Origin of the sequence: Flavobacterium hibisci (assembly GCF_020026925.1) — a bacterium.
Classification (GTDB): Bacteria; Bacteroidota; Bacteroidia; order Flavobacteriales; family Flavobacteriaceae; genus Flavobacterium; species Flavobacterium hibisci.
On record NZ_JAIQDW010000011.1, the window covers coordinates 49,452 to 64,602 of the forward strand.

Below are 15,151 nucleotides of genomic sequence, written 5' to 3' on the forward strand. Positions count from 1 at the left end.
CTAGAAAGTTGAGAAAATTTTTACCGACAAGGTATAAAAAAAGGCGATACTAAAAAAGTAATCGCCTTATGTATGTTTGTACAAACATTATTTTTTGTGTCTAGGTTCGCTAGAAACAGTCAATTTATGTCTTCCTTTTGCTCTTCTACGCGCTAGAACTTTTCTTCCATTCGCAGAAGCCATTCTGTCCATAAATCCGTGCTTATTTCTTCTTTTTCTTTTCGATGGTTGAAACGTTCTTTTGCTCATTGCTTTGTATCTTTAAAAATGGTATCTATTAACTCTTTCTTGGTTTTGGATATCGTTGTTCAAAAACCGAGTGCAAATATACAAAGACTTTTTTTTCTGGCAAGTACTTTAATAAAAATATTTTTAATTCATTTTACTATATTTGCAATCACAAATATACACCTATTATGTTTCATAAAAATATTAAACTTATTTTAGCCGGACTTCTTGTAGTCGCTGGCATTTGGCAATTTACAGAGAGCAATATCGGGAATGGAATTTTTCTTATTTTGCTGACTGCTGTTCCGGTTTTTTTATACTTTAAAAATGAATTTATCCTTTTAGCCTTTCTTAAACTCAGAAAACAAGATTTTGAAGGCGCTAAAAAATGGCTGGCATACATTAAAAATCCTGAAGCTTCGTTGGTAAGAAAACAACAAGGATACTTTAATTACCTGCACGGAATTATGTTGTCGCAGACTAATATTAACCAGGCTGAGAAGCATTTCAAAAAAGCAATCGAACTGGGTTTGTCAATGGATATGGATTTAGCAGTTGCTAAACTTAATCTTGCAGGAGTAGCCATGTCACGCAGAAGAAAACTGGAAGCAACCAATCTTTTAAATGAAGCTAAAAAATTAGACAAGCAGGGAATGCTGAAAGAGCAGATCTCTATGATGAAAGAACAGATGAAGAAAATCTAGTAGTCTTAAATTCCCAAAATATTGAATCCCAAATTCCAATTGTGAGTTTGGGATTTTTTTTGAAGCTGTTTCCTGCTATCCGCTATATCTTTTATGGCGAACACCGCCATAAAAGGATGCCACTTCTATCAGGGCTAGGGCGGTAGGTTATAAGAAACAATGATTTTTAATTTATGTTATTTTGGTGTAAGGAGGAGAAATAACGATTGTATTATTCCTTAATGCAAACTGACTTTTTTAAAGTTTAAAACTCGAACAAAGATTTTAACCGACAAATAGTTGGAATTTGGAATTTAAAAATTTGGAATTTCTACTCTAATATAATAGAAGGCAAATTTTCATTCAGCCATTTGTATTTATTCAGAATCATAATGTGTGTGCCGCCTTTTACAACAATGCATTTATTGATATATTTTATAGGAAATACATCATCCTGATCCCCGTGGATATGGATGACTTTCTCATCAATTTGACTTCTGTCCCACAAAATAACAGATTCAACTGCCCATTGTAAATAATTCAAATCCCGGACAGCCAAAAACTTCTCATATAATTTGATACGTTTATTGACTTTTTCTCCAAAAGAATATTTGGCAAGGTTCTCAATATTCAAAATAAGTTTCATCGGAATCAGTTTGTACGCTTTTGTGGTTTTCCCGATTTTCATTCTTCTGGGAAATTCGGCATTGCTTCTGACACTCGAAATAATAATCACTTTACGGGCTTCGATATGTCTGGCCATTTCCTGAACCAAAATTCCGCCAAAGGAAACACCAATTAAAACCGGGTTTTTATGTTTAATGTTTTTTGTGATTCGGAGGGCATAATCAGATAATGACTCTTTTAAATTTGGGATTTCCCATTCCAGTAGATAGGTTTCAAAAACAGTTTCATCTAATTTGATTCTTTCAAAAATCGTTGGACTAGCAGCTAATCCGGGCATAAAATAAACAGGAATCTTACTCATTTTCCAGAGGTTTTTAATTATGTGCTAAAATTACCTCTTTTACTTGTATGTGAGGCAAATCTTAGAACTTAATTCGGATAGAATTATTAAATTATCGTTGAGTTAATCATTTTATATATCTAAAGAAAATGTCTTGTATTGAAAATCAAATGATTATCTTTGTAGTCTGAATCTTTACAGATGAAAGCTTTAATTAAGCATTTTATCTAATGTTATTTTCACGTTCTTTTTCTAATATTTTTTATTAACCCCAAAAACATGATAAATATGGAACCTGCAGTAATGGAAATTAAAGACAACACTTTTGCAAGACAGTTTGAAGCCTCAATTCCTGAAGGCTTATTGAGTGTTGAGTATTCATTTCAGGAAAAAAAGATTTTTTTAACTAAAATCAATACGCCTGAAAATTTTGAAAACCAGCCAATAATTGATACGATGCTTAAAAATATAATGGAACTGAGTACACAGAAAAAATTCAGGGTAGTTCCTATTCATCCAAAAATTGCTGTTTTTTTTAAGAAAAACCCGAAATATAAGGAATTGCTTCCGCCAGGAATCAGGATTTAAAATTTCAATTTATAGACAAAAACGTAAAAAGGCTTTCAGAAATTATGAAAGCCTTTTTTCAAAAACAATTTAAAAACAAATTAACTAATTGATAATTATTTTTTTATTTCTCCTTATCTGTGTTTGTCAAGAGTTTATTAATCATTAAAGTAAAAACCGTTTGTTCCTATACCAGTTGTTAATTCTTTTAGTAAATTTCCGCTTAAATCATAAATGTAAGCTGAACCGTCTTTTGTAAAGTCTCCATGAGAGATATAAATACGATTATCATTTACAGCAAATCCATAAACATAACTTGCAGGAGAAGTAACAATTGAAGTAGTTGAAGCCGCTGTTGCATTAGCATTGATTGCATAAACTGAACTTCCGACAGTATAATAAATTTTGTCATCTTCAATATCCATAAATCCAGCTCCGTCTAAAGTTTCAGGGAAAGTGATTTTAGAAATCGATTTATCAGATAATTTTACTTTTACGATTTCGCTTCGATCCGTATAAGGAGCTCTTAAGATATACAACGAGCCATTTTGTTCTTCAATGCAATCAGCATTGGAGCCAATTTCAATAGGAGTTTCAAGTGTTTTGGTTGCAATATTAACAACCAATAATTTAGTACTGTCGTAAGGTTCTGTAATGTATAGTTTTCCATTTTCTAAAACCAAACGATTGCCTGTTGCATTCAAATCAATTTTAGATTCATACTTATTGGTTTTTAAGTCGATAATAGCGATATAATCATCCGTGTATCCAGCAGGATTTTTAGTTGAACCATATGTATTTGCATTTGTTACATAAGCTTTACCATCTTTTACGACACCATATCTTGGATTTTCAAGGCCTGTTTCTATTTTGCCTACTAGTTTAAAAGTATATCTGTTAACAACATTAATTACATCAGAACCACCTGAAATTATATAGGCATTATCTCCGTCAAAAAAAATGTTTTGCAGATAACCACCCGGGTTATCCTTATTATTTGCTGAGCCATATATATCTTTTGTGAAAGCAGCTAAGTCATCGGTTAAAAAAGAAACAGTTCCATGGTCAGAACTTCCTTCATTCAAAATGAAAACACCATTATCGTAAATCCCTTTTGGGTCGCTAGACTCTTCGTCATTTGAACACGAAACAAAAAGTGAGGCACTAAATGCTATTAAAAATAATTTACTAAACTTCATTATATTAAAATTTTAAGATTAAATACATATTAAAATTGCGACCCGGCATAGGTCTGTTTTCGAGACTTTCATATGCTTCATTAAATATATTTAGTGCCTGAAAGCCTAATTTGAAAGAGTCAAGAAATTTAAAATCATAATCAATTCCTATGTTGGATATCATATAATCATTTATAATTTCATCAGGATCGTTATCGGCTCTGGTGTAAACAAATCCATTATATAAAAATTGATAATTAGCAGAAATTCTATTTCTTGAATAAGCAATTGCTGCTGTAGCTTTATCAAAAGGAACAAAAAAGAGCTGTTTTTTGGTGTCAATATTTTCAGAAATAGTATGTGCGTAGGTGGCATTGACTGAAAAAATATTTTTACCAAATTGTTTTTTCCAGCTTAGTAAAGTTTCTGCTCCGTAGCTGTTCACCTTGTCTGTGTTTTGAGGAGACCAAATACCATTATTACCTGGAACCCATTGTAGCAAGTCTTTTATTTTGATGTAATAAAAAGTCTGGGTTAGTGTAATATTGCTGAATGTAAATACATTTCCTATTTCAGCCTGATAGGAACTTTCAGGTTTTAAATCGCGATTTCCACCTGGTTCCCAATATAAATCATTAAAAGTCGGGATTCTGAAATTACGTGACAGATTCAATTTCAAATTGTACAATTGACCAAACTGATAAGACGAACCTAAAGAAAATAAAACAGGTGATTTGTAATTGTCTGTGAATTCTTTTCGAACACCAAATTCATTTATCCAACTCGTAGAAATATTCTGTTTTACTAATAAAGATGCTGAAGTGATTTCACGGGTATTGGTTCCAAAACCGCTTCCTGTTCCTGTGGTTTTATTATAATCTACAATCCCGTTTATTTGGGTCGATTTAAATAGAGTATAACCAAAATCCGCTTTTGTAATTAAGCTCTCTGTTTTTCCGTAAGTATAATTGTTTGTTGAATTGTCAGCATAATATTGGTAGTTTTCGAATATATATGCTGTTTTGAGATTTGCCGTGAGTTTACCAAAACTACCATCGTATTCTAATAAATTTCTATTGAAACCATTGATATATTTACTTGGAGTTTCAGTTTCTGTAATTAAAGAAGTATTTCGGTCTGTATTGGATGTCTGACTGTATAACTTAAGAAAGTTCTTTGCATTAAATTTGTAGCCTAAATTGGCACTGATCGTAGAAATATTGTATTCACCATTTCGGTTCCAGCGCTGTTCTCCTTTCCAGGTGTATTTATTCAGGTATTTGTAATCGTTTGTGGAACTGTTGTTGGAAAAACCAATCTGAGCACTCCATTTTTCATTAGAAATATTGGTCTTATAATTAATTCCAATTGTATTAAAACTCCCGTAATCTAGTTTTAAATTATTCTCAAAACGATTATAAAAGTCTAAATTATTATTTAAATGCACTGTTCCTCCAATAGCCCCGCTACCATAGATTACGCCTCCGCCTCCGGCTTTTATACTTACTGAATTATAATCAGAACCTGAAATCGTATTAAAATCAGTGCTTCCGTTCATTTGAGAATTGATATTGATTCCATTCCATATTACAGCTGTCTGAGAAGAAGTTGTTCCTCTAAAAGAAACTGTAGAAAGCATTCCACGTCCGTATTCTTTAAAATAAAGTGTTGAATTGAAATTTAATAAATCGGTTAATAGAGCCTCGTTTTTATTAATAATCGAATCATTGAGTTTTAAAACCGACTGAGAATCGGAGTACTTTTTAAGATTGGAGTCAGAAACCAAAACTTCTTTCAATTTCATAATAGAATCGTTCTGCGCCGAAATAATCTGGCACAAAAGCAGCAAGCAAAAAGCAAAACGTATTTTTAAAGTCATAATTTCTACACTCTTTTTCCCGAGAGTTCGATATTTGTTAATAAGGCAGGTCTCCTGGCTTGCGTCTTGTTGTTTACCTTCCCATCAATAAATGACAGTGGTCTTGTAGCTAACAACAAGCATTCTAAAAAAGAACTAAGCTTACAGTTGCGGGTACAGCTCAAGATTTATGATTTTAAATAATTTAAGATCAGTGACTTGATTCCCTTTTAATGTGTTTTAGTAATTAAAACACAACCTTAATTGGCTGCAAAGATAAAGTTAAATAAGTGTAAAATTCAAATTTGTGTTTACTTTTCTAATTAAAAAAGTTTTAAAAATCTATTTTGATGACTTCCCCAAAGTCAACTTTGTTCTGAAAAGCATCTTTCAAAGGAAGCCCGGATTGATGACATAAAAAGCTTCTGATAACACCGGCGTGCGTAATGATAATTATTGGTGAGCTGATTTTTTTTGTCTTTTGTTCGGCTAAAAAATCGCTGACTCTTTCATGTAATTCAACAAAAGATTCTCCATTTAAAACTTTGATATTAACAAAATCTTCCATCCACGGATTGAGCTGCTTAGACGGTATATCATTCCAGGGTTTTAATTCCCAGTCGCCAAAATTCATTTCTTTTAAACGATTGTCCTGTTGAAAAGAAATTGTCTTTATGTTTTCCTGAATGTATTTTGCTAAAATGACACAACGTTTTAAAGGACTTGAAAAAATCAAAGCCTCTGATGATAATTGAGAAAGGATATTTTTAAAAACAGTATCAAAAGGTTCAGCGATATCGACATCCGATTGTCCGTAGCAAATTCCCTTTTCGCAAATCGTTTCAGTATGACGAATTAGATAAATTTCCATATAAAAAGAATGCTTAAATAATAAACCACTTCGCAAACCTGCTGTGTCGCACCGAGACAATCACCGGTATAGCCGCCAATCCATTTTTGAAAATAACGAGCTAAAAAATAACGAGTCAGGAAAACGGGAATTAAAGCTAAAGATATTTTATATTGAAAACAGGAGAGTGCCAATAGCGGAATTAACCCAAAGAAAAAGGAACCCAGTATTTCTTTCCAGCTATGGTTTTTGGCAATGGGCTTGCTTTTGCTCGAAGCATCATCCCGTGAATATTCATGAGTAAAAATAATTGAGATGGCTGCTAAACGACTTACTGAGTGAGCAGAAATAAACAGCAGGAAAATCAAATAATTGTGATTCGAAAAAAGCAAAACAGATTCTGAAAGCAATTTGAATTTCAATAAAAAAAGTAATACCAGGCCAATCGCACCATAAGCACCAATGGCACTGTCTTTCATAATCATCAGGATTTTTTCTTTCGTCCAGCCCCCTCCAAAACCATCACACACATCAGCAAAGCCATCTTCATGAAAAGCACCTGTTGTTAATATTGAAGCAATAAATCCTAAAATTACCGCAGTTTCTGCAGAAAGAAAAAGGAAAGAAATATAGAAAGCAAGAAATGAAATGCTGCCAACAATCCAGCCAATCAAAGGAAAATAACGGGTAGCTTTGTTGAGATATTCAGGATCATGGCTGATGTTTTTCGGACACGGAATCCGGGTGTAAAACATTAGACATGTAAAAAAAATATGTAGTTCTTTTTTCATTTTAAATGTGGGTAATTTGGATAAAGCCTTTCTTTGTGGGTTAATATTTTTCCAACATCTAAAGATGTTGGCAATTCAAATTATATTTGATTTTTGATGTTTTAATTTAGGATAAGATTTATTCAGATTAATTTTAATACCTCTGATTATCGGCAATATATTCGAAATTATTTTGAATTGCCTCCAGATTTATCTGGAGGTGCAAAATTAGGCTCAAAGAAAGGCTTTAGCCAAATTTTTTATTTAGATTTTTTTTGAAATCCAAATTTAATCATGAATTTATGATATTCTTCCTGAAATGTTTTCTTTTTATGATGCTCCTCTTGATTTTTGATATAATCGCGAACTTTGTCAACTATAGATTCTGAAACAGAAACAGCAAAATATTCATCTTGCCATTCAAATCTTTCTTTTGTTAATTGATTTTTATTAATCCAATAAGAAGATTCTCCTTTTAATAATTGTATCGTTTTTTGAATAGTTTGATCATTTCCTAATGAAATTAAGCAATGGCAATGATCTGAATATCCATTGATAAAATCAAGATATATTTCTTTACTTAAAGCATTCTCTTTTATGTGATGCCAAACTTTTTGACGTAGTTCAACAGAATCTAAAAATGGAAATCTGTTTTTAGTACTCCAGACACAATGAATATAGACTTTGGTAAATGGCATATAATAATTTTGCTTTAATATTAAATTGAAATTTGCAATTGATATTGATATTGCAATTTGTTTATTTCCTGCTAACTCCGGCACTTTCAAAACTCGCCATTTCGTTTAAAAAAGCTTCAGCAGATTTTAAAATTGGAAAAGCAACAGCACAGCCGGTACCTTCACCAAGGCGCAAATCTAAATTTAAAATTGGTTTAGCCTGCAGATAATTCAATAATTTTTGATGTGCTTTTTCGGCAGAGCAATGGCAGAAAAAAGCATTTTGTATAATCTCAGGATTTATTTTAAAAGCAATTAAAAAGGCAACACTGCAAATGAAACCATCAACGAGTATTATCATGTTATTTTCGAAAGCCGTTAACATTCCGCTTGTCATTTGTATGATTTCAAAACCTCCAAAGTAGGCGAGTTGTGACATTAATTCGGCTGGTCCTGAATAATTTTCAATGGCTTTTTTAAGCAGGTTTTGTTTCTGAATTAATTTTTCATCCATAACGCCTGTTCCTTTTCCCACGCATTCTTCAATAGGAAAACCGGTTAAAATACTCATCAGGACTGAAGCTGTTGAGGTATTTCCAATTCCCATTTCACCAAAACCAATGCAGTTAGAACCGGTTTTTGTAATAGTTTCAACTATGGCTTTTCCTTTTTCAAAGCACAACCTCAGTTCGGTATCACTCATTGCCGGAGCATGTAAAAAAGATTGGGTTCCTTTGGCGATTTTAGCATCGATGAGGTTAGCATTCGTAGGGAAATCATAATTGACCCCCGAGTCTACAATGGAAAGTTTGATATCATGCTGATTGCAAAAAACATTAATCGCCGCACCGCCTTCCAGAAAGTTATTGACCATTTGTCTGGTGACATCCTGCGGATAAGCGCTGACACCATGATTTGCAATTCCGTGATCAGCTGCGAAAACAACAATATTCGGATTTATTATTTTCGGATTTAAAGATTTAAAAACCGTTCCGATTTGAAAAGCCAGCGTTTCTAAAGTCCCTAAAGCACCAACAGGTTTGGTCTTCGAATCTATCTTTTCCTGTAAAAGACTGCTGAAATTTGTTTCGTCCTCAGCTTCAAGTTGCAGTTTTAAAATAAAATCTGAAACAGAATTTTCAATAACATTTTTAATTTCAGTACAATTGGGGGCTTCCGATTTTTGTTTCCAGTTCAATTGCTGCAGCATGGGCTGATTGTTGTAATTGGTTGCCGGTTTCCCAATGCAGAAATAACCCAGAGGCTCAATGTTTTCAGGTAAATCAAGTATTTTTTTGAACTGATAATAATTCAAAATCGAAACCCAGCCCATTCCATAGCCTTGTTCTGTCAGCGAAAGCCAAATATTTTGAGCCGCACAAACTGAGCTGAATTTCACAGCTTCGTTACTGCCAACAGTTCCAATCGTAAATTGATTTAGTACAGATCGGTCATACGCAATGATAAGTCCAATTGGAGCTTCTTCAATCGCTTCCAGTTTCAGGGATTTATAAAGTTCTTTTTGTTCGGGATTGTCAGTAAGTTCTTCAGCCTTTTTATTATAATCCAAAAACAGGTTTTTAACAGCGCTTTTTACTTCTGCCGATTTTATGATGTAATATCTCGTTGCATCCGTTAGTCCTACAGAAGGTGCCCAGTGACCCGCCTGCAAAGCTTTTTCAATCACCTCATCAGGAACTTCATCGGCTGTAAAATGTCGGGTATCACGGCGTGATTTTAATATATCGTCAAGATTTATCATCTTTTAAATTCCAATTTTTTAAATTCCAAATTTCAATATAAGCAGCAATATTGATCTTTACGTAAAGATACTTCGTCTTATTTGAATTTTGACTTTAATATTGAATTTTACTTAAAGATTTGAATTTGGACCCGAGCGACAGCGAACAGGCGAAGCAATTTAATATTTAGAATTTGTTTTTAATTGACTTTTGCCATTGATTTTTGTCATTGCTTATCCTTTTATTTTAACCGGAATCCCAGAAACCATCAGTACAACCTCATCGGCATTTGACGCCAGAAACTGATTCATCCAACCTTGCAGTTCGGTAAATTTTCTGCCAATGTGAGTATCGGCATGAACTCCCATCCCAATTTCGTTTGTTACAATAATCAGGTTCGTATTAGGTTGAAGCGCTATTTTTTTAAATTCAGTCTTTGCTTCTTCAAGTGATAATGAAACATCATTTTTGGTGTCAACAAAAAAATTGGTCAGCCAAAGTGTTACGCAGTCAATCAAAGCTGTTTTTCCAGAGAAATCAATCTCACTCAAATATTTTTCTTTCTCAATATTGGTCCATCGCTCGTCGCGTTCCTGTTGATGACGGTCAATTCGGTTCTGGAAATCATCATCCCATTTTCTGGCCGTAGCGACATATATTGGAGCATTGGAAAGCTGTAAAGCCAGATTTTGAGCATAGCTGCTTTTGCCTGATCGTTCGCCTCCGGTAATTAAGTAAATCATTTATTAATGTTTTGGGCGTTCCCTCCGGTCGGGCTATTCGTTTCAAGTCCTTGTCCCGTCAAAAGACGGGCCTGTGGGCTTTTCACTACTATCCCTAACGCAATCGGCGCCTTGTTAATTTCTGCTAATGTAGGAAGATTTATTTTTTTCAGGAAATTAGTAAGGGCAATGGCGGCACGCATTTCCGCAGCAGCTTCCCCTTTTTAAATGAAACCATGATTTAAAAACATAATTGCCATTTTCTATATAATAGTCAATGTCTTCAATTATTTTTTCGGTTTTTGGCAGAGATATCGCTTTGTTTTGAAGGGCTTTTTTAGGCGTAATTGTTTCTATATAAGCATCTATTTTGTCTATACATGCTTCTTTAAAACATTCCGGACAAAGACAATCTCCTCCTTCTGCAAGATTGAAAATAGGAGGAAAATCATTGCACCAGCAAGTATTTTCAGCAGCAATATTTCCGCACCCAAAAGAGGATTCACAGCTCGAACAAACTTTTGTTTTTATACTATTCATAATATGTAAAAAAGGGTTTGTTTGAATTTGTAAGAATAAAGGTAAATAAAAAAAATATATAAATTGCGTTACCTTTGTGCTTATTGATAAAGGCAGCAATGATAACGAACAAGAACGATGCCATATTAATTGAAGTAATATAACAATCTATGAAACATTTATTTCCCAAATTTATTTTTATAATCTCTTTTTTTCTTCTGGCGGGATGTAAAAAAAATGAAAATACAGCAATTACAACCTCTGAAATTCCTCAAAACAATATCGAATATGCTTCTGGACTTTCTATCGTAAAACATGAAGGATATTCTGTGGTTACGGTTTCAAATCCCTGGCCAAATGCAGATAAAAGTTTCAAATACATTTTAAAGGAAAAAGATGCTGAAGTACCTGACAGTCTAAACAATTATACTACGATTAAAGTACCGTTGGAGTCTATTGTGGTAACTTCAACAACCAATATTCCATTTCTTGAAATGCTTGATGTAGAAAATAAACTGACAGGTTTTCCGCATACAGATTATATTTCTTCTGAAAAAACAAGAGCTTTAATTGACAAAGGTTCCGTTAAAAATGTTGGGCAGAATGAAAAATTAAACATGGAACAATTAATAGATTTAGCACCGGATTTAATTGTGACTTTTGGCGTAGACAACAATAATCCGATGCTCGATAATTTGAAAAAAAGTGGATTAAATGTGTTGATTCAGGCAGACTGGATGGAACAGTCCCCACTTGGGAAAGCCGAATGGATAAAACTCTACGGCGCTTTGTTTGGTAAAGAAGACAAAGCCAAAGAATTATTCGACAAGATCGTAACCAGTTACAATCAGGCTTTGAAATTAGTGACTGAAAAGCCGGCAGTATCAACAGTTCTATATGGTTCAATGTATGAAGATGTGTGGTATGTTGCCAAAGGAAACAGCTGGGTTGCCAAATTTATGAAAGATGCCCAGGCCAATTATTTATGGTCAGATTTAAAAGGGACGGGAAGTGAAGGTTTGTCATTTGAGAAAGTTCTCGATAAAGCCAAAACCGCCAATTTTTGGATTGTTTCAGGCTCCTTTACGACCTTAGATCAATTGCAGAAAGCGAATCCGCATTATAGTGAATTTGATGCTTTTAAAAATAAGTCGGTTTATTGTCTGGAAAGTAAGTTTGGTGCTACAGGCGGAACCATTTATTATGAAGTATCACCAAGCCGACCTGATTTGGTGCTTAAAGATTATATCAAAATTTTCCATCCGGATTTACTGCCGGGTTATGAGTTTACTTTTGCAACAAAACTGAATTAAATTGGTCAACAAAAAACGAAATACAATTTTATTTGCCCTGTTGGCTTTAGGTTTGCTTCTGATGTTCTTTGCCAGCATTAGTTTAGGTTCTGTAAATATTCCTTTTAGAGATGTTTATACAAGTTTAACAGGCGGACAGGCCAGTAAATCAACCTGGGAGTATATTATAATTAATTACCGTTTGCCAAAAGCTATAACAGCGGTTTTAGTTGGTACAGGACTTTCAATAAGTGGTTTATTGATGCAGACATTATTCAGGAATCCGCTGGCAGGGCCTTATGTTTTAGGATTGAGCTCAGGTGCAAGTTTAGGAGTGGCTTTTGTCATTTTGGGTGCTGGATTTTTACCCGCTTTTTTGAAAATAATTGCATTATCATCATACGGAATTGTTTTGGCCTCTACTTTAGGAAGTACACTCGTATTGCTATTAGTTTTATTAGTCTCACAGCGATTGAGGGATACAATGGCAATTTTGATCGTAGGTTTAATGTTTGGAAGTTTTACCACGGCAATCGTTAGTGTTTTAACCTATTTTAGTACTGCAGAACAGCTTCAGAAATTTACTTTCTGGTCATTAGGGAATCTTGGAAACCTTTCCTGGAAATCCATTACAGTTTTAGCTGTCAGTGTTGTTTTTGGTTTAGTTTTGAGCGCGGGCAGTATCAAGCCTTTAAATGCTTTGCTTTTGGGCGAAAATTATGCAAAAAGTATGGGTTTGAATTTCAAAAAGGCTCGATTGATCATTATTTTTGCAACGAGTATTTTGGCCGGAAGCATAACTGCTTTCGCAGGCCCGATTGCTTTTATTGGTCTTGCGGTTCCACACATTGCAAAACTAACTTTTCAAACCAGTAATCATATGATTTTGTTTTGGAGTACATTGCTTTTTGGTGCTATTATCGTGTTGTTCTGCGATATCGTTTCTCAAATGCCGGGATTTGATGTTACGCTTCCTATAAATGCCATTACGTCTATAATTGGTGCGCCGGTTGTAATTTGGTTATTGGTACGAAAAAATAATTTTAAGTAATTAGTTTAATCAATGACAGAGAATAAAACTATACTTTCAACTTCAAATTTAACGATTGGGTATACCTCCAGGAAAGGAACTGTGCCTATTGCACAGAAGTTAAATCTGACTTTAGACTCGGGAAAACTAATTGCTTTGATCGGCGCAAATGGAATAGGTAAATCGACTTTACTAAGAACGATTACCGGTATTCAAAAGCCTTTGTCAGGAAGTGTTTTTTTGAACGATAAAAATATAAATACCTACAAGCCATTAGATTTAGCACAAAACTTAAGTTTGGTTTTAACCGAAAAACTGCCACCAAGTAATCTTTCCGTATTTGAATTGGTTGCTTTGGGCCGTCAGCCTTATACCAATTGGGTGGGAACTTTAACTCCCGAGGATATCGTAAAAGTAAATGAAGCTTTAGCATTAACGCAAATTGAACATTTAGCCTCAAAAAGGCATTTTGAAATCAGCGACGGGCAATTGCAGAAAGTTTTAATTGCAAGGGCACTGGCACAAGACACACCATTGATTATTTTAGATGAACCCACAACACATCTCGATTTGCTGCACAAAGTTTCACTATTAAAATTGCTGAAAAAGCTAACAGAGGAAACCCAAAAATGCATTTTGTTTTCGACCCATGATATCGATCTGTCCATTCAGCTAAGTGACGAAATGATTATCATGACACCGGAAATGATAATGCAGGATGAACCGTGTAATTTAATTTCAAAAGGAAGCTTTAATGCTTTGTTCAAAGATGAGCATATTGTTTTTGATGCTGAGAAAGGGAAGTTTATTGTGAGTTGATTTCGATTCTTCCTGCAAGGTTTTTAAAACCTTGTAGGTTTAAAAATTTATATTTAGGCGAGAAATAATATACCTACAAGGTTTTAAAAACCTTGTAGGAGGGTAGTTGACTATTTCTTCAATTCAATCTGTCTTTTAGCTTCCCCAACTACAAAAGCCACAGAATTCGCAATATTAAAACTGCGAATCAGAGGAGACATCGGAATAGTCAGGTGGTTTTCGAACCTGGCCATAAATTCCTTGCTCAACCCAACACTTTCTTTTCCGAAAACGAGCCAGTCACCATCCAGAAATTCTGTTTCCAGATACGATTTTTCAGCATTTGAACTCATTAAAAACACTCGCGATTGATCAGGAATCTGCTGAATCCATTCCTCAATATTTTGATATTCAGTTACGTCAAGATGTACCCAGTAATCCAGTCCGGAACGCTTCAGGTTTTTATCATTAATCACAAATCCGAACGGATGAATTAAATGCAATCTGCTTTCGGTGCCTACACATAAGCGTCCTATATTTCCGGTATTATTTGGTATTTCTGGCTCTACGAGAACAACGTTTAGCATTTTTTTTAAAGTTAAATGTTAGAGGTTAAAAGTTAGAAGTTTTCAAAAATAATTATCTAATGCTCAAATTGACTCATTATCTAATTGAAAAGAGGGAACTTCTAAAACCTCACCAGCTTTTAAGTTTTGCAAATATACATTTCCTATTCGAACCCTCACAAGTCTTAAAGTAGGAAAACCAACTGCTGCAGTCATTTTTCGAACCTGTCGAAACTTTCCTTCATTAATGGTTATTGAAGCCCATGATGTCGGACCGTGACGTTCATCCCTGATTTTTTTGGCACGCGGACCAAAATCAGGAATTTCAGTAATAATGAAAGCTTTACAGGGTTTCGTTTTATATTTTCCGCCTTCAAAACCTATTTCTACGCCTTTTTGTAGTTGCTCAATGGCTTCGGGAGTTATGATTCCGTCAACCTGAACATAATATTCTTTTTCGACTTTTTTACTTCTGATCATTTCGCTTACCATTCCGTCAGTAGTGAGTAAAAGCAGTCCTTCAGAGTCTTCATCAAGTCTTCCTATCGCCATTGTTCCTTCGGGGAAATCGTATAATTCTCCTAAAAGCTTTTTCTTTCTTTTCAATTCATAAATAAACTGGCTGAGGTAACCATAAGGTTTAAAAAGAAGGAAGTGTCTGTGCATTTTTAATTTTTTGTAAAGATAGTTTGTTTCATCTTCAT

Annotated in this window: 17 protein-coding genes and 1 riboswitch; of the genes, 5 read left to right on the forward strand and 12 right to left on the reverse strand. The window is 34.1% G+C overall.

Annotated features, from left to right (window positions below; genetic code table 11):
* Window positions 1-87: 87 nt before the first annotated feature.
* Window positions 88-249 carry a 50S ribosomal protein L34 gene (rpmH, locus tag K8B81_RS12570; protein WP_008464848.1) on the reverse strand — a complete coding sequence of 54 codons (162 nt, stop codon included), beginning with the start codon at window positions 247-249 and terminating at the stop codon, window positions 88-90.
* 167 nt (window positions 250-416) lie between these two features.
* On the opposite strand from rpmH, the gene K8B81_RS12575 reads away from it, so the two are divergent.
* Window positions 417-932: a DUF2892 domain-containing protein gene (locus K8B81_RS12575; RefSeq protein ID WP_223681924.1), complete on the forward strand. Its 516-nt coding sequence runs from the start codon at window positions 417-419 to the stop codon at window positions 930-932.
* A gap of 310 nt (window positions 933-1,242) precedes the next feature.
* Here the strand turns inward: K8B81_RS12575 and K8B81_RS12580 are convergent, their stop codons facing one another.
* A complete protein-coding gene (locus K8B81_RS12580) occupies window positions 1,243-1,899 on the reverse strand; it encodes an alpha/beta hydrolase family protein (protein ID WP_223681926.1) in 657 nt (218 codons plus the stop codon).
* Window positions 1,900-2,157: 258 nt separating this feature from the next.
* Between K8B81_RS12580 and K8B81_RS12585 the strand changes: the two genes are divergently transcribed.
* The gene (locus K8B81_RS12585; protein WP_223681928.1) at window positions 2,158-2,466 is read left to right on the forward strand and encodes a GNAT family N-acetyltransferase; all 309 of its coding nucleotides are present in this window, start codon (window positions 2,158-2,160) and stop codon (window positions 2,464-2,466) included.
* Window positions 2,467-2,603: 137 nt separating this feature from the next.
* On the opposite strand, the gene K8B81_RS12590 is transcribed toward K8B81_RS12585, so the two are convergent.
* The 8 genes from K8B81_RS12590 to K8B81_RS12625 form a co-directional block, all read right to left on the reverse strand.
* Window positions 2,604-3,644, reverse strand: coding sequence for a YncE family protein (locus tag K8B81_RS12590; RefSeq protein ID WP_223681929.1), 1,041 nt, complete (start codon window positions 3,642-3,644; stop codon window positions 2,604-2,606).
* A gap of 4 nt (window positions 3,645-3,648) precedes the next feature.
* Window positions 3,649-5,427, reverse strand: a complete 1,779-nt coding sequence (locus K8B81_RS12595) for a TonB-dependent receptor plug domain-containing protein (protein WP_223681930.1) — start codon at window positions 5,425-5,427, stop codon at window positions 3,649-3,651.
* A 102-nt stretch (window positions 5,428-5,529) separates the two neighbouring features.
* A riboswitch (cobalamin riboswitch) is annotated at window positions 5,530-5,759 on the reverse strand.
* A 56-nt stretch (window positions 5,760-5,815) separates the two neighbouring features.
* Window positions 5,816-6,352, reverse strand: coding sequence for an alpha-ribazole phosphatase (cobC, locus tag K8B81_RS12600; protein WP_223681931.1), 537 nt, complete (start codon window positions 6,350-6,352; stop codon window positions 5,816-5,818).
* Window positions 6,337-7,122, reverse strand: a complete 786-nt coding sequence (locus K8B81_RS12605; protein ID WP_223681932.1) for an adenosylcobinamide-GDP ribazoletransferase — start codon at window positions 7,120-7,122, stop codon at window positions 6,337-6,339. Before K8B81_RS12605 ends, cobC begins: the two co-directional genes overlap by 16 nt.
* Before the next feature lie 239 nt (window positions 7,123-7,361).
* Complete coding sequence (gene tnpA / locus K8B81_RS12610; RefSeq protein ID WP_223681933.1) at window positions 7,362-7,799, reverse strand: IS200/IS605 family transposase; 438 nt, start codon at window positions 7,797-7,799, stop codon at window positions 7,362-7,364.
* A 61-nt stretch (window positions 7,800-7,860) separates the two neighbouring features.
* On the reverse strand, window positions 7,861-9,540 hold the full coding sequence (gene cobT / locus K8B81_RS12615) for a nicotinate-nucleotide--dimethylbenzimidazole phosphoribosyltransferase (protein ID WP_223681934.1): 1,680 nt from the start codon (window positions 9,538-9,540) through the stop codon (window positions 7,861-7,863).
* A gap of 213 nt (window positions 9,541-9,753) precedes the next feature.
* A complete protein-coding gene (cobU, locus tag K8B81_RS12620; protein ID WP_223681935.1) occupies window positions 9,754-10,263 on the reverse strand; it encodes a bifunctional adenosylcobinamide kinase/adenosylcobinamide-phosphate guanylyltransferase in 510 nt (169 codons plus the stop codon).
* Window positions 10,264-10,419: 156 nt separating this feature from the next.
* The gene (locus K8B81_RS12625; protein WP_223681936.1) at window positions 10,420-10,782 is read right to left on the reverse strand and encodes a DUF5522 domain-containing protein; all 363 of its coding nucleotides are present in this window, start codon (window positions 10,780-10,782) and stop codon (window positions 10,420-10,422) included.
* Between the two features lie 149 nt (window positions 10,783-10,931).
* Here K8B81_RS12625 and K8B81_RS12630 point away from each other — a divergent pair, with 149 nt between their 5' ends.
* The 3 genes from K8B81_RS12630 to K8B81_RS12640 are packed head-to-tail and all read left to right on the forward strand — an operon-like array spanning window position 10,932 to window position 13,902.
* A complete protein-coding gene (locus tag K8B81_RS12630) occupies window positions 10,932-12,074 on the forward strand; it encodes an ABC transporter substrate-binding protein (RefSeq protein ID WP_223681937.1) in 1,143 nt (380 codons plus the stop codon).
* Between the two features lies 1 nt (window position 12,075).
* Window positions 12,076-13,104, forward strand: a complete 1,029-nt coding sequence (locus K8B81_RS12635; RefSeq protein WP_223681939.1) for an iron ABC transporter permease — start codon at window positions 12,076-12,078, stop codon at window positions 13,102-13,104.
* Between the two features lie 12 nt (window positions 13,105-13,116).
* On the forward strand, window positions 13,117-13,902 hold the full coding sequence (locus K8B81_RS12640) for an ABC transporter ATP-binding protein (protein ID WP_223681941.1): 786 nt from the start codon (window positions 13,117-13,119) through the stop codon (window positions 13,900-13,902).
* 110 nt (window positions 13,903-14,012) lie between these two features.
* Here the strand turns inward: K8B81_RS12640 and K8B81_RS12645 are convergent, their stop codons facing one another.
* Window positions 14,013-14,468, reverse strand: a complete 456-nt coding sequence (locus K8B81_RS12645; protein WP_223681943.1) for a tRNA (cytidine(34)-2'-O)-methyltransferase — start codon at window positions 14,466-14,468, stop codon at window positions 14,013-14,015.
* 63 nt (window positions 14,469-14,531) lie between these two features.
* On the reverse strand, window positions 14,532-15,113 hold the full coding sequence (locus K8B81_RS12650; RefSeq protein ID WP_223681944.1) for a pseudouridine synthase: 582 nt from the start codon (window positions 15,111-15,113) through the stop codon (window positions 14,532-14,534).
* Between the last annotated feature and the right edge of the window lie 38 nt (window positions 15,114-15,151).